This window comes from Agromyces protaetiae (assembly GCF_004135405.1).
GTDB lineage: Bacteria > Actinomycetota > Actinomycetes > Actinomycetales > Microbacteriaceae > Agromyces > Agromyces protaetiae.
In genome coordinates this window covers 2,903,533-2,927,494 of sequence record NZ_CP035491.1, presented here as the reverse complement: position 1 = coordinate 2,927,494, position 23,962 = coordinate 2,903,533, and the positions used below count along the sequence as shown (strand labels likewise).

The window sequence follows — 23,962 nt, the reverse complement described above, 5'->3', positions numbered from 1 at the left end:
CTCGGCGGATGAGCATGCGGGAGAATGGCGCTGTTCGACACGGTCCGCCCCGCCGCGGGTCGCTCGAGGAAGGACGACCGCGCATGCTTCCCCGTTCGACGTTCTCCGAGCGGTCCGGTGACCGGCTGCCGCTTCGGCCTGCGCATCTCGTGGCCCGCGGCCGGATCGACGGACTCCTCGACGCGGGCGCGTCGCACCCGCTGACGCTCGTCGTCGCCGAGGCGGGGTCGGGGAAGACCGTGGCGGTCTCGGACTGGGCGGCGAGGACGGATCGACGGGTGATCTGGATCACGGGCGGCGACGCGCGTCCGGTGGCCGAACGAGTGCGTGAGCTGGCCATCGGGCAGGCCGTCTCCGGTCCGCCGCCCGTGCTCGTCTTCGACGAGGAGCACGGGGAACCGTTCACCGCGCCTGGGCCCGGATCGGTCGATGATCTCCTCGCAGCGATCCCCGAAGGCGTGAGCGTCATCCTCATCGCACGTCCGACGCCGACGCTGCGCTCGCACCGCTCGAGGCTCGGTGGAAACGTGGCCGTCATCGGGTCGAGCGACCTCGCCTGCACGGCGCGGGAGACCCTGGAGATCCTCGCGCGACTGGGCGTCGTCGCCGATCGGCACGCGGCCGATCGGCTCCACGCGCGAACCGGAGGCTGGATGGCCGGTATCGTCCACGCTGGACTCCGCGCCCGCGAGGCGACGAGCGCGGGCGGCCGCGCAGACGCGCCGGTCGATGAGTCGGCTGCGGATGACCCACGCCTTCGCGAATACTTCGCGGTCGAGTTCCTCGAGCCTCGATCCGACGACGATCGGCGGTTCCTGTTCGGGACATCCGTCGTCGACGAGTTCGACGTGCCGCTCGCCGAAGCGCTCACCGGCTCGCGTGATGCCGGTCGGCGGCTGGGCGAGCTGTCGCGGGCCGGACTCTTCCTCGAGCCAGTCGACGGAGACCCGTCGACCTTCCGCTACGGGACCCTGTTCCGCTCTTACCTCCGGTCGCGGTTCGCGCTCGTCGACCCCGACGGGTTCGCGCACGTGCACGGGAAGGCCGCCCGCTGGTACGCGGACCGCGGCGACGGCCGGAGCGCGATCGAGCATGCGCTCGCGGGCAATCGGCTCGAGTACGCGGCGGAGCTCGCAGCGGCACTCTGGCCGGATCTCATCCAGGCCGGCGAACTCGACGGATTGAAGCCCCTGCTCTCGTCGATCCCCGTCGACTCGAGCCGTGACCTCGATCTCGGCATCGCCCTCGCAGCGCTGAGCCTCCAGCTCGAACCCGATCATCGGTCGGCCGAGCGCCTGCGCGAGGTGCACGCGGCGATGAGGTCGTCCGTCGCGGCGGACTCGCCCGCTCGGCTGTTGCTCGACGTGCTCGCGGCTCGCGCCGCGGGCGATGCCGAGGGCACTCGCGAGGCGGCGGACCGACTTCTTCACACGGGAACGGCCGGGGCGGCTGCGACGCTCCAGCTCAGAAGCCTGCTGTTGTCGTTCGTCGGCACGACCGAGTCGTGGACCGGCGATGTGTTCGAGGCGCGTGCCCATCTGCGCGAGGCGCTCGCCCTCGCCGACGACGCCGGGTCGACGTGGCTCCGGTTCATCGCGACGGGATTCCTCGCCGAGGCCGAAGCGAAGTGCGGAGACATCCCCGGCTCGCTCCATCGTGTCGAGCAGACGCTCCGGGCGGCGGATCGCCACGGTTGGATGCGGTCGTCTGCGGTCGGTGCCGCCGCCGTGATGGGGGCGCTCATCGCGACGTTGCAGTGCCGGTTCGATGACGCGGCCGCGCTCGTCGACGTCGCTGAGGCGGCGACACGTCGCCCCCGCGACCGACCCGAGCGTGCGGCGATCGCGCTGCCGCGCCTCGTGCTCCTGGTCTCGGAGGGCCGGGTCGCGGATGCGCTCGACGAGATCCGTCGCGCGGAAGCGGGGCTTCGGTCGTGGCCGGCCGATCCCGTCGTCGTCGACACGCTGGACGCCTGGAAGCTCCGCCTGCTCGTCGCGTCCGGACGGACGGACGAAGCCGACGCGCTCGTGAAGGATGCAGCACGGGGTCCCCTGATGTGGTCGGTCATCGCCCGCCTCTATCTGGATCGCGGCGATGCTCGGGCCGCGCTCGCGGCCGTCGCCGCGGCGCGGGAGACTCAGACGACCGTGTTCCCGTCGGTCGCGATGGACATCGATCTCGTCCACGCCCTCGCATTGCGCGCGGCCGGTCGCACCGCCGAGGCGCATGCACGGCTCGAAGCGGCGCTCGATCTCGGGGAGCCTGCCCGGTTCCTTCGCCCGCTCGTCTCGCACGGGCCGCTCCTCGCGACGCTCCTCGCGGCGCACCTCGCGCACGGGACTTCGCATGCGGCCTTCGTCGCCGAGGCGCTGGAGCTCATGGCGCCGACGTCGGGTCTTGCGGGCGCCGCGGCCCCCGAACCACTGACACCGCGTGAGCGCCAGGTGCTCGGCTATCTCCCGTCGAACATGTCGCACGAGGAGATCGCGGCGGCGCTCTTCGTCTCTGTGAACACCGTGAAGACCCACGCGCGGTCGATCTACCGCAAACTCGGCGTCGACGGCCGGCGGGCGGCGGTCGCGCGAGCGCGCGAGTTGCGGCTGCTCGCGCCCGCGTCGCTCGGGGGCCTCGACCTCACGAGGCCCGGATGACGCCGTTCAGCGTTCGACGCGAGTACACCCCGGCTCGACCGGATCACCCGCGAGTCGCGCCTCGGTCCACTCGAAGAGGTCGGGCACGAGCGGCGAGTCGGGTTCGACGAGCCCGACATGGTCGCGCCCGGCGTACAGCCGGTAGTCGACCTGCTGGCCGGCGGTGCACAGCTCTTCGACGTACGCGTCCTGTGCTGCTGGGACCACAAGAGGATCGGCGGCGCCCTGCCCGAGGAGGAGGGGCGCCGAGATCGTCGGCGGCGGGGTGTTCTCTTCGAGTCGGACACCGAGGGGGCCGGTCGTGGGGTCTTTCGAGAAGATCACGGGGTCGCTCGAGAGCGCGAGCGCGTTCAGCACCGACACGAAGACGCCGGGCTCGGCGAGGCAGCGTTTCGCCATCTCGCGCACGGTCACGACGGCGCCCGGGCGGATGTATTCGCGCATCGTCACGTCGGGGTAGATCGCGGTGTACGACGCGGCGACGTACGACGCGAACACGCTCCCGCCGGGGATCTCGTCGAGGTTGCCGACGAGGCCCGGCAGGTTGCTCGCGGGCGCGAGCGACGCGACGCCCTCGATGTCGAGGTCGGGGGCGTAGACGTCGGCGAGTGCGCCCGTCCAGAGCGCGCCCGCACCGCCTTGCGAGTGTCCCCACACGATGTTCTGGTCGCCGAGGTCCGCCCCGTCGAGTTCGCGCGCGGCGCGCGCGGCGTCGAGTGCCGCGTGGCCCGTGTCGGGTCCGATGAGGTACGGGTGCGGACCCTTCGTGCCGAGGCCGATGTAGTCGGTCGCGACGAGCGCCCAGCCGTGGTCGACGACCTGGTCGACGAGGAAGAACGCGCCCGACTCGAACGGGTGCTCGGCGAGCGAGGGCGCGCAGTTCTCGGCGAAGCCCGTCGTGCCGTGGGTCCAGTCGACGACGGGCCAGGGCCCGTCGCCGTCGCGCGGCACGACGACGAGCCCGCTCGCGACGGCAGCCGAGCCGTCGCCGCTCGTCGTCGTGTAGAGGATGCGCCAAGCGCGGGCATTGCTCGGGATGTCTCTCGTGAACGCCTCGGAGCGGATGAGCCTTCCGGGCTCGCCCGGGACCGTGCGAGGGGCGGCGTAGAAGTCGTCGACGACGGGGGAGCCGCTCTGCAGGCTCGCGCTCAGCGCGGCGGCGCCGCCCGCCAACAGAAGAGCGGCGACGGCCGCGATCGTGCGCGTCCATCGGCGCAGGGGGCGCGGCGAGGCATCCGGCGCTCCCGCGGTAGCCTCGCCCTCTGCGCCCGCGCTCGCCGAATCCTCGCCGGCCCGCTCGCGGTCGCGCCGCCCGCGCACCGCCTGCCACACCGCGACGAGTCCGACCATGATGAGCCGCGCGCCGAACACGACCGCGACCACGAGCAGGGTGATGTCGGGCCACGCGAGCGCGAGCACGCCGAACACGACCCCGCGAGCCCGAACGCGATGTCGGCGATGCGGGCGTCGAGCGTGCGCCGCTTCCGAAACCCCGTGAGGATCGACAGCACGCCGTTGACGATGAGCGCGACGCCGACGATGAGGGCGAGCAGGCGTACCGTGAGGCCGGGGAGGAAGAGGACGAGGAGTCCGGCCGCGATCCACAGGATCGCCTTGAGGGAGAGCGCCGCCGCGAATCGGGGAGGCTCGGCGTCGTCGGCGCCTCGGTCGGGCCGCGTGACGAGCTCCAGGATGCCCGAAAGGATGAGGCCCGCACCGATGAGGAGCGCGAGCACACCGAGCGAGGTCGTCGGCCGCACGATGAGCACTGCGCCGAGACCGACGGCGGCCAGTCCGCCGAGCCCGCGCACCCAGCGCGGCAGTCGACCGAACCAGGCGGTCAGGTGGGCGGAGCTTCTTCCGGTGTCGCCTGCGTCGGCCATGCGAGCCTCTCCGTCGTCGTGCTCTCATCATGGAGAGCCGTGCGGTGCGGGGGCAAGCGGCGCGCCAGCGCACGAGGACCGGGCTCAGAGCTCCGTTTCAGGGTCGAGTCGGAGGAACTTGCGGTCGCGGTACAGGAGCGGCGGCGCCTCGTCGCCGAGATGCACGTCGAGCACTTCGGCGACGACGAGCGTCGACGATCCGACGGGAATCAGGTGCAAGGCCCGCGCCCGCAGAACCGCCGGGGAGTCGGGCAGGAACGGCTCGCCCGTCGGCAGCCGGACGAAGCCCTGTTCGGGCGTGAACCGCGGCGCCCCCGAGTGGGCGAACACGCGCGCGAGGTCGGCGTGCTGCTCGCCGAGGAAGTGCACGGCGAACGAGGGCGCGGCGAGCAGGGCGCCCGCGGTGCCGGTCGCGCGCGTCACCGAGAACGAGAGCGCGGCGGGTTCGGCGGCGACGGATGACACGCTCGAGGCCGTCAGACCGACGGGGCCCGTCGCCGCGGCGGCGGTGATGAGGGCGACGCCGGCGGGATGCATCCGGAACGCCGACTTGAGCCGGTCGCCGAGTTCGCGCGCGTGGTCTGCCGCTCCGTTCGACACCCCGCTCATGCGTGCGCCGCCTGCGGCGGGAGCGCGCTCACGAGGGGGTGGTCGTAGGCGATGACGCCGACCTTGGCTGCGCCGCCGGGCGAGCCGATCTCGTCGAAGAACTCGACGTTGGCCTTGTAGTAGTCGGCCCACTCGTCGGGCAGGTCGTCTTCGTAGTAGATCGCCTCGACGGGGCACACGGGCTCGCACGCTCCGCAGTCGACGCACTCGTCGGGGTGGATGTAGAGCGACCGCTCGCCCTCGTAGATGCAGTCGACCGGACACTCGTCGATGCACGCCTTGTCTTTGACGTCCACGCACGGCAGGGCGATCACATACGTCACGTCAGCTCCTCGGGTCGGTGATGCGGTTCGGCTTCGGGCACCTGCCACGTTAGAACCTCAAGTACCCTTGAAGTCAAAACGAGAGGATGCCTCATGGCGAATGCTCGGGCGACGGACGACGACGCACGACGTCACGCACCCGACGACCTCCTGACCATCGGCGAGATGAGCCGGCGAACGGGAGTCGCGGCATCCGCCCTGCGCTTCTACGAAGACCTCGGCCTCATCGCCTCCGTCCGCACGGGCGGCAACCAGCGTCGATACCCCCGCCACATGCTCCGCCGGGTCTCGCTCATCGCCGTCGCCAAGCGCCTCGGCGTGCCGCTCGCCGACGTGCAGGCGTCGTTCGCCCACGTCCCCCTCGACGGCACCCCGAGCCACGCCGACTGGCAACGTGCGTCGCGCGATTGGAAGCGGCGCCTCGAAGAACGACGGCGCGGCATCGAGCAACTCGAGCGGGAACTGACCGGATGCATCGGCTGCGGCTGCCTCTCGATGAAGGCGTGCGCGCTCCTGAACCCCGGCGACGCGCTCGCCGAGAGCGGCGCGGGGCCGAGGCGGCTCGAGCCCGAGCCGTTCGACGACCGCGACGACCGCGACTCCGACCGGGACTGACCGGGCACTCTTGGTCGGCAGGCCTTCGCTCCGACAGACTGTCGGGAAGGGCGCTGACCGGCCCGGACCGGAGGGGATGCAGCGGTGGAGATCCTGATCGTCGCGGTCCTCGGCCTCCTCGGCATCGCCGCCGCGAGCGCCGTCGGGCCCCGGCTCAGGGTCGCGGCGCCGCTCCTGCTCGTCCTCGTCGGCATCGCGGTCAGCTTCCTCCCGTTCGTGCCCGACTTCGTCGTCGACCCCGAGTGGATCCTCGCGGGCATCCTGCCGCCGCTGCTCTACGCGGCCTCCGTCGCGATGCCCTCGATGGAGTTCCGCCGCGAGTTCAGCGCGATCGGCGGGCTCTCAGTGCTGCTCGTCGTCCTCACCTCGGTCGCGCTCGGGGTCCTCTTCTCCCTGCTCATCCCGGGACTCGGCCTCGCGGCCGGCATCGCGCTCGGCGCGATCGTCAGCCCGACCGACGCCGTCGCGACCTCGATCGTGAAGCGCATCGGCGTGACCCCGCGCGTCGTGACGGTGCTCGAGGGCGAGAGTCTCCTGAACGATGCGACGGCACTCGTGCTCCTGCGCTCCGCCATCGCGGCGACCGCCGCGAGCGTCACGTTCTGGGACGTCGCGGGCGACTTCCTCTTCGCCGTCGCGGTCGCCGTCGTCATCGGTTTCGTCGTCGGCAGGCTCAATCTGTGGGTGCGCGCGCGGGTGACGGATGCCACGGTCAACACCGTCATCTCGTTCACCGTACCGTTCCTCGCGAGCGTCCCGGCCGAGGCGCTCGGCGCGTCGGGACTCGTCGCGGCGGTCGTCGCGGGGCTCGTCACCGGGCGCGGAGCGATCAGAGTCCTGAGTCCGCAGCACCGGATGAGCGACGCGAACTCGTGGCGCGCGATCGAGTTCGTCCTCGAGGGCGCGGTCTTCCTCGTCATGGGCCTCGAGATGAACAAGATCGTCGCCGACCTCGCCGAAGGCGAGCTCCGTGCCGAACACGGCCTCGGCATCGCGGTCCTCGCGCTCGTCGTCGTGCTCCTCGTGCGGGCGGTCTACGTCTTCCCGACGCTCGCGCTCATCGGTCGCCGTACCCGTCGCGCCGAAGAGCTCCGCCCGAGGCTCGATGCCGCGAACCGCCGGCTCGATGAACGCGAGGTCGCCCTCGCGACCGAAGCGGTCGACGAAGAGCACGCCGAGCGCGCGGTCCGCGAAGGCGGCCGCGAGCGGTGGCTCCGGCGTGCGACGAACCCCGAGTTCATCCAGCGCATCCGATCGAGGCTCCGCCGCCGGGCCGCCGACCTCGACTACTTCAGGGCCGTTCCGCTCGGGCCGCGCGAAGGCGCCGTCATCGTGTGGGCGGGCATGCGCGGGGCGGTGACGCTCGCGGCCGCCCAGACCCTCCCGCACGAGACGCCGTCGCGGTCGTTCCTCGTGTTCGTCGCGTTCTGCGTCGCGGGCGTTTCCCTGCTCCTCCAAGGCGGCACACTGCCGTGGCTCGTCCGCGTCGTGAAGCCTGCGGGCGTCGACCGCCAGGCGCAAGCGGCCGAACGTCAGCAGATCCTGGCGCTGCTCCGCGATGTGACCGAGAAGGTCGTGCGTGCGAGGCTCGCCGAGCCCGGGCGGCTCGAGCTCGACGGCTCCGACGCCGACCCGGCCCTCGACCCTGACGTACCGTCGGACGACGGCGCGGCCGAGTCATCCGACGCACTGCGCGACCGCCATCGACGGCAGCGACTGGAGCTCATCGCCGCGCAGCGAGACGCGCTTCTCGACGCGCGCGACGACGGCATCTTCAGCTCCGCGATGCTCGGCTGGGCTCTCGAAACCCTCGACGCCGAACAGATCTCGATCGAGCTCCGGGCCGCTGCAGACGACGACTGAGCACGCCCTCGAAAACCGAGATTCGCACGACTTTCACAGGAAATGGCCGGTCTTCGCCCAGAAACCGTCGGCAGACTGACGACTTCGCCCAAGGCGAGCCCCCTGTACCCGAGTGGACGATCCGCCGGGCGCCCGGACAGCACCGGATGCCGCGGCTTTGTGAATACCTATGCAGAACCAGATTTCCCCCGAGACCTCCGCGCCCGAACAGGGCGCTCCGAAGCCGACCGGCCGCCGCGCGGCCGCGAAGCCCCGAACCGGATTCTTCCTCGCAGCCGGCGCCGTCGTCGCCCTCGGCGCGATGGTGGGAACCGGCTTCGCTGTGCAGTCGTCGTTCGCGGCGCAGAGCGACCGCGTCGCCGAGACCAGCGCGCTCACGGCTGCCGCGAACCTCGACGTCGACCAGCTCGAGGCCCACAGCGCCGTGCTCGACGCTCGCGTGAAGAAGACCGCGAACGACACCATCACGGCGGCCACCGCCGTCATCGCCTCGGCGAGCGGCAAGGCCGACGCCACCGCCCTCGCCGCGTCCGTCGCATCGCTCGGCGGCTACGAGAAGCTCGACGCCAAGGACGTCTTCGCCCTCGCGAAGACGACCACGGCGCAGGCCGACGCTGTTCGCGCCCAGGTCGCCGAGTTCGACCGCGTCGCCGCCGAGCAGGCCGCCGCCGCGGCCGCGCAGGCCGCGGCCGAGGCGGAGGCCGCGAAGGCGCAGCGCGCGCAGGCCCCCTCGAGCGGTTCGCGCCCGGCGGCCCCGTCCAACCCGAGCGAGGCCCAGGCCATCGCCCGCGACCTCATGGCGGCGATGTACGGCTGGGGCGACGACCAGTTCGGATGCCTCGTGCAGCTCTGGAACCGTGAGTCGGGTTGGAACGTCCACGCCGCGAACTCGAGCGGGGCCTACGGCATCCCGCAGGCCCTCCCCGGCAGCAAGATGGCCTCGGCCGGCCCGGACTGGCAGAACAGCGCCGACACGCAGATCCGCTGGGGCCTCGGGTACATCTCGGGCCGCTACGGCACGCCGTGCGGCGCGTGGGACTCGTTCAACGCCAAGGGCTGGTACTGAGCTTCCGCTGATCGAAGGGCGCGGGCCGTCGGGGCCCGCGCCCTTCGTCGTCCCAGAAGGCGGTCAAGCCCTGTCGGATTCGCTCACGTGCTCGATAGCCTGATCCCGTGGCGGCCTCTTCGAGCGACGACCGGCGACCTTCGCCGTGGGCGCGCCTGGTCACCTGGGTGCGACACGCCGGTGAATGGGCGTTGAGCACGAAACCCGTGCGTGCATTCCTGCTGTACCAGGAACGACACGGTGCGATGCTCGCCGACAGCGTCACTTATCGGACCCTCTTCTCCGTGTTCGCAGGAGTGTTCCTCGGGTTCGCCGTCGCGGGGGTGTGGCTCGCGGGCAATCCCGAGGCCCTCGATGCGCTCGTCGCCGCGCTCGATTCTGCGATCCCCGGTCTCGTGGGCGGCCTCATCGCCCCCGAAGACCTCATCCATCCGCTCGTGTTCACCGTCGCGGGAGTGATCGCACTCGTCGGACTGGTCGGCACGGCGATCGGTGCGATCGGATCGATCCGCACCGCGTTCCGCACGCTCGCCGGCCTTCCCGACGCCGACACGTTCTTCCTCTGGGTCATCCTTCGAGACCTCGCGATCGCGATCGCCTTCGGGGCGCTCCTCGCGGCGTCGGCCGCGGTCACCGTCTTCAGCACGACCGCGCTCTCGGTCGCGCTCGGATGGTTCGGGGTATCCGAGCGCAGCCCGTTGTTCGACGGCGGCACGCGCGCCGTCGGGATCGTCGTCACCTTCGTCATCGACACCCTCGTCGTCGCTGGACTGTTCCGGTTGCTCTCCGGGCTGCGTCCGGGCGCTCGCGCCCTCTGGCCGGGAGCGATCCTCGGAGGCCTCGGCCTGACGGTCCTGCAGGTGCTCTCGGGGCTCTTCGTCGGAGGGGCGGCGAGCAATCCGCTCCTCGCCTCCTTCGGGTCGATCGTCGCGTTGCTCATCTGGTTCAACTTCTCCGCCCAGGTCATCCTGATCGCCGGAGCGTATATCGTGACGGGCGACGACGAGGCGCACGATCGGATCGCCGAACGGTACGGCGCGAGGTCGATGGCGCTCCGTCGGCTGCGACGCGCCGAACGACGCGCGCAGGAGGCAGTGATCGAAGTGGAGGCGGCACGAGCGGCCGTCGACCGGAAGGCGGGGCGATGACGATCGTGGTGGACGTCGTACGGAAGACGGTCGCGCCGCTGACCCGCACCCGACTCTTCCGGCGCTCCGCGCCCGTCGTGCTCCCGCTCGTCGAACGGCGGCTGGCCGCATGGAGCCGCGGGCGCGTGCAGCTGAGCGCGCTGCTCGTGCCCTCGCTCGTCCTCCACACGATCGGCGCGAAGTCGGGGGAGCCGCGCGCGAGCGAGCTCATGTACACGCCCGACGGCCTCGGGCGGGCGATCGTGGCAGGCACGAGCTTCGCGCGCGACCGCCATCCCGCCTGGACGTACAACCTCCTCGCGCACCCCGACGCGCGCATCGCCGTCCACGGACGCGGCCTCGCCGTCCGCGCGTCGCTCATCGAGGGCGAGGCCCGCGAGACCGCGTGGGCGCGCATCGAGCGGCAATGGCCCGGCTACCGCGCCTATGAGCGCGACTCGGGCCGCGTCGTGCGGCTCTTCCTCCTGCAGCCCGTGCGGGAGCTCGGGCCGATCGACGCCGCTGGGGAGCGGGGATGACCGAGTCACGCGACCTCCGACTCGCCGACGGGCGGATGCTCCGCTGGTACGACTCGGCGCCCGGGGCCGACCCGCCCCACGCCGACGCGCCCGTCGTGGTGTGGCACCACGGCTCACCGGCGACCGGCGCGCCGCCGCCGCCGCTCGTCGAGGAGGCGGCGGCACGAGGCATCCGGCTGCTCTCGTACGCCCGTCCCTCGTATGCCGGCTCGACGCCGCGACCCGGCCGCGATGTCGCGTCGGCGGCGGGCGACGTCGAAGCGGTGGCGGATGCCGCGGGCGTCGCCCTGTTCGCATCGGTGGGCTATTCGGGCGGCGGCCCGCATGCGCTCGCAACCGCGGCCCTCCTGCCGAGTCGGGTCACGGGGGTCGTGACCCTCGCGGGCGTCGCGCCGTACACCGACGTCTTCGACTGGTTCGCGGGCATGCATGCGCCTGGTGCACTGCGCGCTGCGCTCGCGGGCCGCGACGCGCGCGCTCGGTTCGCCGAGGCCGACGAGTTCGATCCCGAAGCGTTCCTCCCCGCCGACCTCGAGGCGCTCGACGGCCGCTGGTCGTGGATCGGCGCCGACGCCGGCCGAGCCGAAGCGGCGGGCCCCGACGGGCTCGTCGACGACGATGTCGCCTACGCGAACGACTGGGGCTTCTCCCTCGACGAGGTCGGGGCGCCCGTGCTCGTCGTGCAGGGCGAGCACGACCGCATCGTGCCCCGCAAGCACGCCGCGTGGCTCATGAGCCGCCTCCGCGACGGCACCATGTGGGCACGCCTCGACGACGGGCACGTGAGCATCCTCGACACGATCCCCGACGCCCTCGACTGGCTGCGCGACCACGCATTCCCACCCGCGGAACCGGCCCGGCACGACCGGACCGACGACCACCGAACGGAGCACTGACATGGCTTCCGAGGCGACGACGCTCACCGTCCCGGGCCCGAAGGGCGCACGGGACATCCGGATCTCGAGCCCGACGCGCGTGCTGTGGCCCGAGCCCGGCATCACGAAGCTCGCCCTCGCGGAGTACCTCGTCGCCGTCGGCGACGCATTCGTCGCCGCCAACGGCGACCGCCCCGTGTCGCTGCAGCGGTTCCCCGAGGGCGTCGACGGCGAGCAGTTCTACTCGAAGAACCCGCCGAAGGGCGCACCCGAGTGGGTGCGCGCCGTGACGGTCACCTACCCGAGCGGGAGGTCGCACCCGCAGCTCGTGATCGACGAGCCGGCGGCGGCGGTGTGGGCCGCCCAGATGAACACGATCGTGTTCCATCCGTGGGCGTCGCGCGCCGAGGCATCCGACTTCCCCGACCAGCTCCGCATCGATCTCGACCCGCAACCGGGCACGGGCTTCGCCGAGGCCGTGCCCGTCGCGGTCGCGCTCCGCGAGGTGCTCGCCGAGGCGGGCCTCACGGCGTTCGTGAAGACGTCGGGCAATCGCGGCATCCACGTCTTCGCGCCCGTGGTCCCCGAATGGGAGTTCCTCGACGTCAGACACGCGGTCATCGCCGCGGCGCGCGAACTCGAACGGCGGATGCCCCGCCAGGTGACGACCGCATGGTGGAAGGAGGAGCGCGGCGAGCGTATCTTCGTCGACTTCAACCAGGCGAACCGCGACCGCACGATGGCGGGCGCCTACAGCCCGCGTGCGCTGCCGTGGGCGTCGGTGTCGTGCCCGCTCGACTGGGGTGAACTGGATTCGGCCGATCCGCGCGAGTTCACGGTGCTGACGGTCCCCGCTCGGCTGACCGCCGTCGGCGATCCCTGGGCGCGCATGCACGACGCGCCCGGTCGCATCGACGCGCTCCTCGAGTGGTGGCGTCGCGACCTCGATGCGGGGCTCGGCGAACTGCCGTTCCCGCCGGACTTCCCGAAGATGCCGGGGGAACCGCCGCGCGTGCAGCCGAGTCGTGCGCGGAAGTCCGACGGCGACGGATGATCGGGCGGCGACGGATGACTCGCGCTCGGTCCTATTCGACGATGCCGTCGAGGTAGTACCAGCGCCCGCCCTCACGGCGGAAGCGGCTCACCTCGTGCAGCCTGCCCCGTTCGTCGCCTTCGCGGTAGCGGGCCACGAACTCGACCGTGCCGTCGCTGTCGAACGGGCCGCCGCGTTCGGTCGCGAGGATCGTGAGCCCATTCCATTCGAGGCGGTCGTCGAGGTCGAGGGCGGCCGGCCGGGTGGTCGGATGCCACGTCGCGAGCAGGTAGTCGGCGGCGCCGACGGCGAACGCCGTGTAGCGCGATCGCATGAGTTGAGACGCCGTGGGGGCGGTCGCGCGCCCCGACACGAAAGATTCGCAGCAAGTTCCGAAACGATCGCCGCTGCGGCATGGGCAGGGGGCTTCCGAGGCCGGGAATCTCGCGGATGCGGCGGGGTCGGGCATCCTCCGAGTATCTCGTATTCGAGATACCCCGGTCATGGGTTCCACAGGTTGAACTGAGGATTCGTCCAGATTCGGGGGGCAGAGTGACCGCTCGTGCGCCCCGCTCGGAGGGTGCTTCCCCTGATCCCCCACTTCCGAGCATCGAAACACCTATGCAGAACCAGAACCGTACTTCCCCCAGCACCACGGTCGACTCGACCGCCTCGAACACCCCCGTCACCCGCCGTCGCCTCCGCGACCTCCGCCTCGGCCGCCGCCGCATCGTCGCCGCCGGCGCCGTCGCCGCCGTCGGACTCCTCGTCGGAACCGGCTTCACCATCCAGTCGTCCGTCGAGTCGCAGCAGCGCGTCGACGCGACCGCCGCCGTCACCGACGCGACCGGCCTTCACCACGACCAGCTCGACGCGTACACGACGATCGCGCAGGCTCGTGCCGAGCACACCGCGAAGGACACGATCGCCGCCGCGCAGGCCACGCTCGCCTCCGCGCAGGGCAAGGTCGACGCGACCGGCCTCCAAGCCTCGGTCGCCTCCCTCGGCGACTACGAGAAGCTCCCGCTCGACTCCCTCGTCGACCTGACGAAGGAGACCAAGGCGAAGACCGCCGAGACCGCGGCCGCCGCGGCCGAGTACGACCGCATTCAGCAGCAGAAGGCGCAGGAGGCCGCAGAGGCCCTCGCCCGGGCGAATAGCCCCGACGGCGCGAAGGCGTACGCCGCCGACCTCGCCGCGAGCCAGTACGGCTGGGGCGGCGACCAGTTCCAGTGCCTCGTGAACCTCTGGCAGAAGGAGTCGGGCTGGAACTACGCCGCTTACAACGCCTCGAGCGGTGCGACCGGCATCCCGCAGTCGCTGCCCGGCTCGAAGATGGCGACCGCCGGCGCCGACTGGCAGACGAGCGCCGCGACCCAGATCCGCTGGGGCCTCGACTACATCCAGCGCGCCTACGGCACGCCGTGCGGCGCGTGGGGCCACTCCCAGTCGATGAACTGGTACTGAACCCGGTCCGCTGACCGAGCCCGGCGCGCGTGAGCCCGGCCCCGTCCTCGGGGCCGGGCTCACGCGCGTTCGACGAGCGGGGTCATCGCCGAGAGTTCAGGACCGAGCCCGAGGTCGACGACCTCGATGCGGCCGGCGTAGTCGGCGCCCGGCTCGATGAGGAGCCCGGCCTTCGCAGCCCCGAACGTCACGGTCGTCGTCGCGCGCAGCACGGTCTCGTCGGGCACGCGCCCGTCGTCGGGGTGGATGCCGCTCGGCAGGTCGACCGCGACGACGCGCGGCCGCTGTTCGGGATCGATGCCCTCGATGAGTTCGCAGAGGAACGCGACCGCGGCACGCGCGCGTCCGCGGAGCGCGGGGTCGGCTGCCGTCCCCGTGCCGAGGATGCCGTCGACGATGATCACCGCGTCGTGCGCGGCCGACTCGAAGCCGTCGGGCAGGACCGCGGCCGGGGCATCCGCTCGATCCGAGGCATCCGTCTCGCTCGTCGGCGCGGTCTCGAGGAACGTCGCGCCCGCGAAGCGGGCGGCGGCGGATGCCTCGGGGTGCATGCGCGACCCCACAGGCGCGATCACGACCTCGATCCCGCCTTCGGCGAGTTCCGCGGCCGCGTAGAGCGCGTCGCCGCCGTTGTCGCCCGACCCGACGAGGAAGAGCACGGGACCGAACGCGCCTGCGCCGCTCGCGCCGGCTTCTGCTCCGATCTCCGCGAGCTCGCGGCGGAGCACGGCCGCGAGCGCTGCCGCTGCTCTGCGCATGAGCGGCTCGCCGGCGGCGAGATGGGGCGCCTCCGCCGCTCGCACCTGCGCAGCGGAGTACCCCGCGACCATCACGCCGCCCGGGGCTTCAGGAGGCTCGCGCGCTCGGGGTGGAGGTCGAACCACTCGGCGACGTACCAGCACGTGGGCACGATGCGCAGCGTCGTCGTCGCCTCGACGTCGTCGACGGCGAACGCCACGACCTCGCCCGCGAGACCGCGTCCGCGGAACGGCGGGTTCGTGAACGCGCGGCTGAACGCCACCGAGTCGCCCCGCACGTGATAGTCGAGGACGCTCGCGAGTTCGCCGCCGATGCGCAACACATACCGGTTGGCGTCGGGCTCGTGCGTGAACAGCTTCTCCACGCGTCCAGGGTACGCCCGCTCAGCGGCCGCGCAGCCGATCGAGGTCGCGGCGTTCGCGTTTCGTGGGCCGCCCGGCGCCGCGGTCGCGGACGGGCGCGAACGCCTGCTCGGTACGGGGCGGCGGCGGGGGAGTGAGGTCTTGGTACGCGTCGGCCGCGAGCGCCGCCGAGACGCGCTTGACGATCGTGCGTCGCACGACGAGCGTGCGGTCGAATCCGTCGATCCGCACGCGCACGACGTCGCCGGGCCGCACCGATTGCGCGGCCTTCGCGCTGTCGCCGTTGACGCGCACGTGCCCGGACCGACACGCGGCCGTCGCGGCCGAGCGCGTTTTGAACTGCCGCACCGCCCACAGCCAGGCGTCGACGCGGACCGGGGACTCGTCGCTCACCCGAGCAGCCTACGGCGCGAGGCGCGATGCCGGGGACCGGTCGCGCGCACGCCACGGGACGTCATGCGCCGCCGCCCATGCGCCATGCTGGAACCATGAACGGCGGCAAGAGCGGCGACGCCTGGGTCGAAGGCCCCGACGGGGCCAGGTACTGGGGTCTCTACGGCGCCGCCGGGCTGCTCGTCGTGAGCCCCGAGCGCGAGGTCCTCCTGCAGCACCGCGCGGCGTGGAGCCACTTCGGCGACACGTGGGGCGTGCCCGGCGGGGCCAGACACGAAGGCGAGACCGCGGTCGAGGCCGCTGTCCGCGAGGCCGGCGAAGAGGCGGGTGTGCCCGAAAGCGTGCTCGACGTGCGGTTCAGCTCGGTGCTCGACCTCGGCTACTGGACGTACACGACCGTCGTCGCCGATGCGAAGGAGCGGTTCGAGCCCGTCGTGAGCGACCCCGAGAGCATCGCGCTCCGCTGGGTGCCGTTCGAAGCCGTGGCCGCCCTCGACCTCCACCCGAGGTTCGCCGAGGCATGGCCGGCGCTCCGCGCCCGGCTCTGACCGTTCTGACCGTTCGACCGCTCTCGATGCTCAGACCGGCTCGGGGCTCGGCTCGCGCCGCTTCGCGAACCAGGGCACGAGCATCGACGTGCGCTTGCGGTACGCGTCGTAGTCCGCGTACTTGGCGCGGGTCAGGCTCTCGGTGAAGATCGTCGAGCCGATGAACAGTCCGCTGAGGGCGACCGCGCCCACGAGCGTCCAGTGCAGCCACACGCCCGTCGCGGTGACGGCGAAGCCGTAGAAGACCCACCACTGGGCCTGCTCGAAGAAGAAGTTCGGGTGCCGCGAGAACCGCCAGAGCCCCGTCTGCACGAAGCCCGGCTCGGGTACGCGGCCCGCTGCCCGCTCCGCGGCCTTCCACCGGTGGAACTCCCACTGCTGCTGGTCGGCGATCGTCTCGCCCGCGAGGAACGCGACGAAGACGGCGGCGAGCAGGATGTCCCAGCCGCCGAGCGGGCGCGACCCCTCGCTCGCCGTCCAGAGCGGGAGGCAGAACGCGAGGATGAGCGCGTTCTGGAAGCCCGCGATGAACAGCAGGTTGAAGACCTCGAAGGCGGGCCGAGGCATCCGCCCGCGAAGCACCGCCCAGCGATAGTCCTCGCCGGCCCCGGGACGATAGCCGCCCTTGCGCGCGAAATTGAACGTCAGGCGGATGCCCCAGAGCGTGACGAGCGCCGCCATGAGCACGAGACGCGGCTCGAGTCCGCCTCCGGCGGCGAGGATCCAGGCGTACGCGACGGGCGCGATCGACCAGATCCGATCGACCCATGAGTGCTCGTTCGTGACCACCGAGGTGATCCAGGTGGCGGCAGCGATGACGGCGCAGAGGATGAGACACGCGACGAGGGGGTTCACGGGTCGGATTCTACGGCGTCGATAGGATCGCACCGTGGGTGCCGACGAGCCGAAGGCCGTGAGCACGCGGATCTGGACGATCCCGAACGTGCTCTCGATGCTCCGCCTCGCGCTCGTGCCGGTGTTCCTGTGGCTCCTCGTCGAGGGCGACTACATCCCCGCGCTCGTCGTCCTCGTGACGGCGAGTCTGACCGACCTCCTCGACGGATTCCTCGCGCGCAGGCTCGGCCAGATCACGCGCCTCGGGCAATTGCTCGATCCCGCCGCGGACCGCCTCTACATCTTCGCCGCGCTCATCGGCCTCGCGGCGCGCGATCTCGTGCCGTGGTGGCTCGTCGCCGTCATCGTCCTGCGCGACGTCGTCCTGCTCGGCCTCGGAGTCGTCCTCGCCAACCACGGCTACGGGCCGCTCCCGGTGCATCAGCTCGGCAAGGTCGCCACGTTCGCGCTCTTCACCGGACTGCCCGTCATCATGCTCGGCTACGCGTTCCCCGCCGTCGAGATCGTGAGCCAACCGGCGGGCTGGGCGATCACGCTCTGGGGGGCGTTCCTCTATTGGTGGGCGGGGTTCATCTACGCGATCGAGACCGCTCGCGTCATCCGCATTCCGCGGGTGGCGCCCGACGCTGCATCCGATACGCTGGAGCAGGGAGGTTAGCCGTGGTGGATTCCGACGACACGCAGACCGGAGGCACGCTGGGGGGCGGCGAGTCCGTGCGCGCGCACGAACACGACGACACCACCATCGGGTTCAGCCGTGAGGCGGCCGCGCAGCTCAGCGCGCTCGACGCCGACGTCTCGGCCGAAGAGCTCGAGGCGATCGGCGCGTTGCCTTCCGGGTCGGCGCTGCTCATCGTCCGCCGCGGTCCGAATCTGGGTGCCCGATTCCTGCTCGACCAAGACGTCACGACCGTCGGGCGTCACCCCGACGCCGACATCTTCCTCGACGACGTCACGGTCTCCCGCAAACACGCCGAGTTCCTCCGCCATCGCACGGCGTTCGAGGTCAAAGACCTGAGCTCCTTGAACGGGACGTACTTCGACGGGGTGCGCATCGAGACCGCGCTCCTGTCCGACGGCGCCGAGGTGCAGATCGGCAAGTACCGGCTCACGTTCTACGCCTCTCGCCGCGACCTCGCCCAGGTGGCGGGCGGATAGTGGCTCGCGCCGCCGCCTCCCGGGTTCCGAGCGGCGCTGCGCCGCTTCTCGGCATCGGTCAAGTGCTCGCGCGTCTGCAGCCCGAGTTCCCCGACCTCACGCCCTCGAAGCTCCGATTCCTCGAAGAGCAAGGGCTCGTCGCGCCTGCGCGCACGCCCGCCGGGTACCGGAAGTTCGCCTCGGCCGATGTCGAGCGCATCGCGTTCGTGCTGTCGATGCAGCGCGACCACTACCTGCCGCTCAAGGTCATCCGGGCGCACCTCGCATCGATCGACGAGGGGCGCACACCCGCCCTGCCGACCGCGACGGCGGCGGCACCCGCGGCGCCGCGGCGGTTCCGGCGCGAAGACCTCGCCCGTGAGGCGGGGGCGTCGCCGACGCTCGTCGACGAGGCCGTGTCGGCCGGCATCCTGCCGCCCGCCGAGCTCTACGGCGAAGAGGCGCTCGACGTGATCGAGGCGATCGCGGCGCTCCGGTCGGTCGGCATCGAGCCGCGGCACCTCCGCACGGTGCGCGTCGCGGCGGAACGCGAAGCGGCCCTCGTCGAGCGGGCGATCGCGCCTTCTCGCCGCGGCGACCCGGCCGACAAGGCGCGCACCGTCGAGCGCGCACGCGAGCTCGGTCGTCATCTCGAGACGATCCACGCGACCGTCCTGCGGCAATCGATCGCGCGGCTCGGTCGATAGCGCGACACGCCGTGACGATCGGCCGGATGTGTTTGGCCGTCGCCGTCGCCGTCGGTAGCGTGGGGGATGTGCCGCCGAGTCCCGGCGGTCGAGTGAGGGGCGGATCGATGAGTGAGCTCGAGCGGAGTGCAGGGGCGCGTTACGACCTCGGCCTGCTCTTCACCGACGGTCTTCCCGAGCATGACGAAGGCACCGGCTACCGGGGTGCCGTCGCGGCCCGCGCAGCGGGCATCAGCTACCGCCAACTCGACTACTGGGCCCGTACCGAGCTCGTCGAGCCGACCGTCCAGTCGGCTCAGGGGTCGGGTTCGCAGCGCCTGTACGGCTTCCGCGACATCCTCGTGCTGAAGCTCGTCAAGCGGCTGCTCGACACGGGCATCTCTCTGCAGCAGATCCGCACGGCCGTCCAGCAACTCCGCGAGGCGGGCGTGCAAGACCTCGCGCAGACCACGCTCATGAGCGACGGCGCGAGCGTCTACCTGTGCACGTCCGACGACGAGGTCATCGACCTCGTGAACCGCGGCCAGGGCGTCTTCGGCATCGCGGTCGGCAAGGTGCTGCGCGAGGTCGAGTCGACGCTCGTCGAGCTCGACACGCAGGCCGTCGACCCGATCGACGAGCTCGCGGCGCGCCGCACCTCGAAGACGCGCCGCATTTCCTGACGAACGCAGAACGCGCGTGAACACGGCTCGCGCCGTGTCGGCATGCGCTGACACCGTGAGGTCGCCGATGGCTGCCGAGGGCGGCGGTGCGCACCCGGCCGCAGGAGCCGGCCGACGAGGCATCCCATGATTCAGGATGCCTCGGCGCCCGTCACACCGCGGGTGACTCGACCTCGAGCGCGCCCGACAGGGGCTCGCCCGCGTACTCGCCGATGCGCGCGGTGCGCAGCACGCGCTCGAGGAGCTGGTCGAAGTTCGCCGACATCTCTTCGGCACTCTCGCCGGGCCACATGTGGAGCGGCTTCGCGGCGCCCTGCGCCTGCTGGAGCGACGTGCGCTCGGGGAGCTGGGGGAGAGCACGAGCGGCCCGAACATGTCGCGGAGCTCTTTGATGCGGAACTGGTGCTCGAGCGACTGCACGCGGGCGCGGTTCACGATGATGCCGAGCGGCTGGAGGCGCGGGGAGAGGCCGCGTCGGATCTCCTCGATCGCGCGGAGCGCGCGGTCGGCTGCGGCGACCGAGAACAGGCCGGGCTCGGTGACGACGGCGACGCGGTCGCTCGCGGCCCACGCGGTGCGCGTGAGGGCGTTGAGCGAGGGCGCGCAGTCGATGAGCACGAGCTCGTAGTCGTTCTCGACGTTGGCGAGCGCTTCTTCGAGCTTCCAGATGTCGCGGATCGAGGGGTGCGGGCCGTCGAAGTTGATCGCGGCGGGGCTGCCGATCATGACGTCGATCGTCGAGCCGGGGTTGGACTTCGCCCACCCGCTCGGGGCGATCGCCGAGCGCACGATCTTCTCTTTGGGGGACGCGAGGACGTCGGCCACGTTCAAGTGGCCGGCGACGTGGATGTCCATTCCCGTCGACACATCGGACTGCGGGTCGAGGTCGACGACGAGGGTTCGGACGCCGCGGGCGAAGGCCGCCGACGCCAATCCGAGGGTCACCGTGGTCTTGCCGACGCCGCCTTTCAGGGAGCTGACGGAGAGAACGTGCACGAACAGATACGTTACCTTTAGACCTCCGGCGATACCTAAATGTTCGCTGTGCGGAAACCCCGATTCGGAAAGGCCCGAATGTTCTCGAAGATCCTGGTTGCCAACCGCGGTGAAATCGCGATCCGCGCATTCCGCGCAGCGGTCGAAGTCGGGGCGAAGACCGTCGCGGTCTACCCCTTCGAAGACCGCAATTCGCTGCACCGGTTGAAGGCCGACGAGGCCTACCAGATCGGCGAGCCGGGACATCCGGTGCGCGCCTACCTCGACGTCTCCGAGATCATCCGAGTCGCGCAGGAGTCGGGCGCCGACGCGATCTACCCGGGCTACGGCTTCCTCTCCGAGAACCCCGAGCTCGCGCAGGCCGCCGCCGAAGCGGGCATCGCCTTCATCGGCCCGCCCAAGCAGGTGCTCGAGATGGCGGGCAACAAGGTCACGGCGAAGGAGCACGCGATCGCCGCGGGCGTCCCCGTGCTGAAGTCGACGCCGCCGTCGCGCGACATCGAGGCGCTCGTCGCGCAAGCCGACGAGATCGGCTTCCCGATCTTCGCGAAGGCCGTCGCGGGCGGCGGCGGTCGCGGCATGCGCCGCGTCAACACGCGCGACGACCTGCGTCCCGCGCTCGAAGAGGCGATGCGCGAGGCCGACAGCGCGTTCGGCGACCCGACGATGTTCCTCGAGCAGGCGGTGCTCCGGCCGCGTCACATCGAGGTGCAGATCCTCGCCGACGCGACGGGCGACACGGTGCACCTCTTCGAGCGCGACTGCTCGGTGCAGCGGCGCCATCAGAAGGTCATCGAGATCGCGCCGGCGCCGAACCTGTCCGACGACGTCCGTCAGTCGCTCTACCGCGACGCGATCGCATTCGCCCGCTCGATCGGCTACGTCAACGCGGGCACGGTCGAGTTCCTGCTCGACACCGCGGGCGAGCGCGCCGGCGAGCACGTGTTCATCGAGATGAACCCCCGCATCCAGGTCGAGCACACCGTGACCGAAGAGGTCACCGACGTCGACCTCGTCGTCGCGCAGATGCGCATCGCGGCGGGCGAGACGCTCGCCGAACTCGGCCTCCAGCAAGGCGATATCCGACTCCGCGGCGCCGCGCTCCAGTGCCGCATCACGACGGAAGACCCGACGGCCGGATTCCGTCCCGACACGGGCAAGATCACGACGTACCGCTCACCGGGCGGCGCGGGCATCCGTCTCGACGGCGGCACGGTCAACCCGGGTGCGCAGATCAGCCCGCACTTCGACTCGATGCTTGCGAAGCTCACGTGCCGTGGCCGCGACTACCCGGCGGCCGTCGCGCGCGCGAAGCGCGCCCTCGCCGAGTTCCGCATCCGCGGCGTCTCGACGAACATCCCGTTCCTCCAGGCCGTGCTCGACGACGCTGCGTTCGTCGCGGGCGACCTCTCGACGTCGTTCATCGACGAGCGCCCGCAGCTCCTGCGCGGCCGCGTTTCGAAAGACCGCGGCACCAAGATCCTCAACTGGCTCGCGGATGTCACGGTGAACCAGCCGAACGGACCCGCTCCGACGACCGTCCATCCGGTCGAGAAGCTGCCCGCGATCGACCTGTCGGCGCCCGCGCCGGCGGGTTCGCGCCAGCGCCTGCTCGAGCTCGGTCCGGTCGGGTTCGCCGCCGCGCTCCGCGCGCAGACGCCGCTCGCGGTCACCGAGACGACCTTCCGCGACGCGCATCAGTCGCTCCTCGCGACGCGCGTGCGCACACGCGACCTCGTCGCGGTCGCGCCGTACGTCGCGCGGCTCACGCCCGACCTGCTGTCGGTCGAGGCGTGGGGCGGCGCGACGTACGACGTCGCCCTCCGCTTCCTCGGCGAAGACCCGTGGGAGCGGCTCGCCACGCTCCGCGAGGCGCTGCCGAACATCAACATCCAGATGCTCCTGCGCGGGCGCAACACGGTGGGGTACACCCCGTACCCGACCGAGGTCGCCGACGCGTTCGTGCGCGAGGCATCCGACACTGGCGTCGACATCTTCCGCATCTTCGACGCGCTCAACGACGTCGACCAGATGCGCCCGGCTATCGACTCGGTCCTCGAGACGGGTCGCTCGATCGCCGAGGTCGCGCTCTGCTACACGGGCGACCTGCTCGACCCCGCCGAAGGCCTTTACACCCTCGACTACTACCTGCGGCTCGCCGACGAGATCGTCGCCGCGGGCGCGCACATCCTCGCCATCAAAGACATGGCGGGTCTCCTGCGCCCGGCTGCGGCCGCGAAGCTCGTCGCCGCGCTCCGCGAGCGCTTCGACCTGCCCGTCCACCTCCACACGCACGACACCGCGGGCGGCCAGCTTGCGACCCTCCTCGCCGCGAGCGCCGCAGGCGTCGACGCCGTCGACGTCGCGAGCGCGCCGATGGCCGGCACGACGAGTCAGCCGTCGGCCTCCGCACTCGTCGCAGCCCTCGCACACACCGAGCGCGACACGGGCCTCTCGCTCGCGGCGGTCTCAGACCTCGAACCGTATTGGGAGGCCGTGCGCCGCCTGTACAAGCCGTTCGAGTCGGGTTTGCCGGGCCCGACGGGCCGGGTGTACCACCACGAGATCCCGGGCGGCCAGCTCTCGAACCTGCGTCAGCAGGCGATCGCGCTCGGGCTTGCCGACGACTTCGAACTCATCGAAGACCTCTACGCCGCCGCCGACCGCATCCTGGGGCGCATCCCCAAGGTGACGCCGTCGTCGAAGGTCGTCGGCGACCTCGCGCTGCACCTCGCCGCGGTGAAGGCAGACCCGGCCGACTTCGAGGCCCACCCCGAGAAGTACGACATCCCCGACTCGGTCGTGGGCTTCATGGCGGGCGAACTGGGCGACCTCCCCGGCGGATGGCCCGAGCCGTTCCGCTCGAAGGTGCTCGCGGGCAAAGACATCCGCATCGGCACCGCCGAACTCACCGCTGCCGAGCGCGACGCGCTCGAGGCCGACAGCGCCACGCGACGAGCGACGCTCAACCATCTGCTCTTCCCGGCGCCGACGCGGCACTTCGAGCAGATTCGCGAGCTGTTCGGCGACCTGTCGGTCGTCGACACCGCCGACTACCTGTACGGCCTCCGTCAGGGCGCCGAGCACGCGGTCGAGATCGACAAGGGCGTGCGGCTCTACGCCGGTCTCGAGGCCATCGGCGAAGCCGACGACAAGGGCATGCGCACCGTCATGACGATCTTGAACGGCCAGCTTCGGCCGGTGTTCGTGCGGGATCGTTCGATCACGGTCGAGACGCGCGCAGCCGAGAAGGCGGATGCCTCGCAGCCGGGCCAGATCGCGGCGCCCTTCTCGGGCGTGGTGACCCTTCAGGTCGAAGCGGGCGCCGAAGTCGCGGCCGGTCAGTCCGTCGCGTCGATCGAGGCGATGAAGATGGAGGCCGCGATCACGACCCCCGTCGCGGGCGTCATCGAGCGCGTCGCGATCCCGAAGACGCAGCAGGTCGAGGCCGGAGACCTCCTCGTGGTGGTGCGTCCGCGCTAGGCTTGGCCC

General features: G+C 71.5%; 23 protein-coding genes and 2 pseudogenes. 15 read left to right on the top strand and 10 right to left on the bottom strand.

What is annotated here, in order from left to right; genetic code table 11:
* Positions 1-83 precede the first annotated feature (83 nt).
* Entirely contained in the window at positions 84-2,651 is a 2,568-nt protein-coding gene (locus ET445_RS13615; protein ID WP_129191754.1) for a winged helix-turn-helix domain-containing protein, read from the top strand.
* A gap of 6 nt (positions 2,652-2,657) precedes the next feature.
* On the opposite strand, the gene ET445_RS13610 is transcribed toward ET445_RS13615, so the two are convergent.
* The 4 genes and pseudogenes from ET445_RS13610 to fdxA form a co-directional block, all read right to left on the bottom strand.
* Positions 2,658-4,079, bottom strand: a complete 1,422-nt coding sequence (locus ET445_RS13610) for a lipase family protein (protein ID WP_243695208.1) — start codon at positions 4,077-4,079, stop codon at positions 2,658-2,660.
* Positions 4,080-4,144: 65 nt separating this feature from the next.
* Positions 4,145-4,534 (bottom strand): annotated as a pseudogene (locus tag ET445_RS18090) (DUF308 domain-containing protein); the annotation flags it as partial.
* An 84-nt stretch (positions 4,535-4,618) separates the two neighbouring features.
* Positions 4,619-5,143, bottom strand: coding sequence for a flavin reductase family protein (locus ET445_RS13605; protein WP_129191753.1), 525 nt, complete (start codon positions 5,141-5,143; stop codon positions 4,619-4,621).
* Positions 5,140-5,466, bottom strand: coding sequence for a ferredoxin (gene fdxA / locus ET445_RS13600; protein ID WP_129191752.1), 327 nt, complete (start codon positions 5,464-5,466; stop codon positions 5,140-5,142). The genes ET445_RS13605 and fdxA overlap by 4 nt, the downstream gene beginning before the upstream one ends.
* A 93-nt stretch (positions 5,467-5,559) precedes the next feature.
* On the opposite strand from fdxA, the gene soxR reads away from it, so the two are divergent.
* From soxR to ligD, 7 genes are all read left to right on the top strand, one after another.
* The gene (gene soxR, locus ET445_RS13595; protein ID WP_129191751.1) at positions 5,560-6,081 is read left to right on the top strand and encodes a redox-sensitive transcriptional activator SoxR; all 522 of its coding nucleotides are present in this window, start codon (positions 5,560-5,562) and stop codon (positions 6,079-6,081) included.
* 84 nt (positions 6,082-6,165) lie between these two features.
* On the top strand, positions 6,166-7,944 hold the full coding sequence (locus ET445_RS13590) for a cation:proton antiporter (protein WP_129191750.1): 1,779 nt from the start codon (positions 6,166-6,168) through the stop codon (positions 7,942-7,944).
* A 169-nt stretch (positions 7,945-8,113) separates the two neighbouring features.
* Complete coding sequence (locus ET445_RS17635; protein ID WP_208008417.1) at positions 8,114-9,010, top strand: aggregation-promoting factor C-terminal-like domain-containing protein; 897 nt, start codon at positions 8,114-8,116, stop codon at positions 9,008-9,010.
* Between the two features lie 107 nt (positions 9,011-9,117).
* Entirely contained in the window at positions 9,118-10,158 is a 1,041-nt protein-coding gene (locus tag ET445_RS13580; protein ID WP_243695207.1) for a YihY/virulence factor BrkB family protein, read from the top strand.
* On the top strand, positions 10,155-10,676 hold the full coding sequence (locus ET445_RS13575) for a nitroreductase family deazaflavin-dependent oxidoreductase (RefSeq protein ID WP_129191749.1): 522 nt from the start codon (positions 10,155-10,157) through the stop codon (positions 10,674-10,676). The genes ET445_RS13580 and ET445_RS13575 overlap by 4 nt, the downstream gene beginning before the upstream one ends.
* Positions 10,673-11,572: an alpha/beta fold hydrolase gene (locus tag ET445_RS13570; RefSeq protein WP_129191748.1), complete on the top strand. Its 900-nt coding sequence runs from the start codon at positions 10,673-10,675 to the stop codon at positions 11,570-11,572. The genes ET445_RS13575 and ET445_RS13570 overlap by 4 nt, the downstream gene beginning before the upstream one ends.
* 1 nt (position 11,573) lies before the next feature.
* Positions 11,574-12,605 (top strand): non-homologous end-joining DNA ligase, encoded by a 1,032-nt coding sequence (gene ligD, locus ET445_RS13565; protein ID WP_208008416.1) that lies wholly within the window; start codon positions 11,574-11,576, stop codon positions 12,603-12,605.
* Positions 12,606-12,636: 31 nt separating this feature from the next.
* On the opposite strand, the gene ET445_RS13560 is transcribed toward ligD, so the two are convergent.
* Positions 12,637-12,918, bottom strand: a complete 282-nt coding sequence (locus ET445_RS13560; protein WP_341769712.1) for a YchJ family protein — start codon at positions 12,916-12,918, stop codon at positions 12,637-12,639.
* Positions 12,919-13,205: 287 nt separating this feature from the next.
* On the opposite strand from ET445_RS13560, the gene ET445_RS13555 reads away from it, so the two are divergent.
* Positions 13,206-14,051, top strand: coding sequence for an aggregation-promoting factor C-terminal-like domain-containing protein (locus tag ET445_RS13555; protein ID WP_129191746.1), 846 nt, complete (start codon positions 13,206-13,208; stop codon positions 14,049-14,051).
* A 59-nt stretch (positions 14,052-14,110) separates the two neighbouring features.
* On the opposite strand, the gene ET445_RS13550 is transcribed toward ET445_RS13555, so the two are convergent.
* The 3 genes from ET445_RS13550 to ET445_RS13540 all read right to left on the bottom strand — a co-directional run bounded on the left by ET445_RS13550 (position 14,111) and on the right by ET445_RS13540 (position 15,565).
* Positions 14,111-14,809: an NAD(P)H-hydrate epimerase gene (locus ET445_RS13550; protein WP_243695206.1), complete on the bottom strand. Its 699-nt coding sequence runs from the start codon at positions 14,807-14,809 to the stop codon at positions 14,111-14,113.
* 71 nt (positions 14,810-14,880) lie between these two features.
* The gene (locus tag ET445_RS13545; RefSeq protein WP_129191745.1) at positions 14,881-15,174 is read right to left on the bottom strand and encodes a GNAT family N-acetyltransferase; all 294 of its coding nucleotides are present in this window, start codon (positions 15,172-15,174) and stop codon (positions 14,881-14,883) included.
* A gap of 19 nt (positions 15,175-15,193) precedes the next feature.
* A complete protein-coding gene (locus ET445_RS13540) occupies positions 15,194-15,565 on the bottom strand; it encodes an RNA-binding S4 domain-containing protein (protein ID WP_129191744.1) in 372 nt (123 codons plus the stop codon).
* Between the two features lie 95 nt (positions 15,566-15,660).
* On the opposite strand from ET445_RS13540, the gene ET445_RS13535 reads away from it, so the two are divergent.
* Positions 15,661-16,113 (top strand): NUDIX domain-containing protein, encoded by a 453-nt coding sequence (locus tag ET445_RS13535; protein ID WP_129191743.1) that lies wholly within the window; start codon positions 15,661-15,663, stop codon positions 16,111-16,113.
* Between the two features lie 30 nt (positions 16,114-16,143).
* Here the strand turns inward: ET445_RS13535 and ET445_RS13530 are convergent, their stop codons facing one another.
* Positions 16,144-16,968 carry a DUF1295 domain-containing protein gene (locus ET445_RS13530; protein ID WP_129191742.1) on the bottom strand — a complete coding sequence of 275 codons (825 nt, stop codon included), beginning with the start codon at positions 16,966-16,968 and terminating at the stop codon, positions 16,144-16,146.
* A 34-nt stretch (positions 16,969-17,002) separates the two neighbouring features.
* Here ET445_RS13530 and ET445_RS13525 point away from each other — a divergent pair, with 34 nt between their 5' ends.
* From ET445_RS13525 to ET445_RS13510, 4 genes are all read left to right on the top strand, one after another.
* On the top strand, positions 17,003-17,626 hold the full coding sequence (locus tag ET445_RS13525) for a CDP-alcohol phosphatidyltransferase family protein (protein ID WP_279433476.1): 624 nt from the start codon (positions 17,003-17,005) through the stop codon (positions 17,624-17,626).
* Positions 17,627-17,664: 38 nt separating this feature from the next.
* Positions 17,665-18,126, top strand: a complete 462-nt coding sequence (locus tag ET445_RS13520) for an FHA domain-containing protein (RefSeq protein ID WP_129192569.1) — start codon at positions 17,665-17,667, stop codon at positions 18,124-18,126.
* The gene (ftsR, locus tag ET445_RS13515; RefSeq protein WP_129191741.1) at positions 18,126-18,812 is read left to right on the top strand and encodes a transcriptional regulator FtsR; all 687 of its coding nucleotides are present in this window, start codon (positions 18,126-18,128) and stop codon (positions 18,810-18,812) included. Before ET445_RS13520 ends, ftsR begins: the two co-directional genes overlap by 1 nt.
* 107 nt (positions 18,813-18,919) lie before the next feature.
* A complete protein-coding gene (locus ET445_RS13510; RefSeq protein ID WP_129191740.1) occupies positions 18,920-19,474 on the top strand; it encodes a MerR family transcriptional regulator in 555 nt (184 codons plus the stop codon).
* Between the two features lie 151 nt (positions 19,475-19,625).
* Here ET445_RS13510 and ET445_RS13505 read toward each other — a convergent pair.
* Positions 19,626-20,470, bottom strand: a pseudogene (locus ET445_RS13505) (ParA family protein).
* Positions 20,471-20,548: 78 nt separating this feature from the next.
* Between ET445_RS13505 and ET445_RS13500 the strand changes: the two are divergent.
* A complete protein-coding gene (locus ET445_RS13500; protein WP_129191739.1) occupies positions 20,549-23,953 on the top strand; it encodes a pyruvate carboxylase in 3,405 nt (1,134 codons plus the stop codon).
* Positions 23,954-23,962 lie beyond the last annotated feature (9 nt).

What these genes read in the sequence shown, in the direction of transcription:
- ET445_RS13615 (WP_129191754.1), top strand. Translation starts at nt 84, where the DNA reads ATGCTTCCCCGTTCGACGTTCTCCGAGCGGTCCGGTGACCGGCTGCCG.
- ET445_RS13605 (WP_129191753.1), bottom strand. Translation starts at nt 5,143, where the DNA reads ATGAGCGGGGTGTCGAACGGAGCGGCAGACCACGCGCGCGAACTCGGC.
- soxR (WP_129191751.1), top strand. Translation starts at nt 5,560, where the DNA reads ATGGCGAATGCTCGGGCGACGGACGACGACGCACGACGTCACGCACCC.
- ET445_RS17635 (WP_208008417.1), top strand. Translation starts at nt 8,114, where the DNA reads ATGCAGAACCAGATTTCCCCCGAGACCTCCGCGCCCGAACAGGGCGCT.
- ET445_RS13575 (WP_129191749.1), top strand. Translation starts at nt 10,155, where the DNA reads ATGACGATCGTGGTGGACGTCGTACGGAAGACGGTCGCGCCGCTGACC.
- ET445_RS13570 (WP_129191748.1), top strand. Translation starts at nt 10,673, where the DNA reads ATGACCGAGTCACGCGACCTCCGACTCGCCGACGGGCGGATGCTCCGC.
- ligD (WP_208008416.1), top strand. Translation starts at nt 11,574, where the DNA reads ATGGCTTCCGAGGCGACGACGCTCACCGTCCCGGGCCCGAAGGGCGCA.
- ET445_RS13560 (WP_341769712.1), bottom strand. Translation starts at nt 12,918, where the DNA reads ATGCGATCGCGCTACACGGCGTTCGCCGTCGGCGCCGCCGACTACCTG.
- ET445_RS13555 (WP_129191746.1), top strand. Translation starts at nt 13,206, where the DNA reads ATGCAGAACCAGAACCGTACTTCCCCCAGCACCACGGTCGACTCGACC.
- ET445_RS13550 (WP_243695206.1), bottom strand. Translation starts at nt 14,809, where the DNA reads ATGCGCAGAGCAGCGGCAGCGCTCGCGGCCGTGCTCCGCCGCGAGCTC.
- ET445_RS13535 (WP_129191743.1), top strand. Translation starts at nt 15,661, where the DNA reads ATGAACGGCGGCAAGAGCGGCGACGCCTGGGTCGAAGGCCCCGACGGG.
- ET445_RS13510 (WP_129191740.1), top strand. Translation starts at nt 18,920, where the DNA reads ATGAGTGAGCTCGAGCGGAGTGCAGGGGCGCGTTACGACCTCGGCCTG.
- ET445_RS13500 (WP_129191739.1), top strand. Translation starts at nt 20,549, where the DNA reads ATGTTCTCGAAGATCCTGGTTGCCAACCGCGGTGAAATCGCGATCCGC.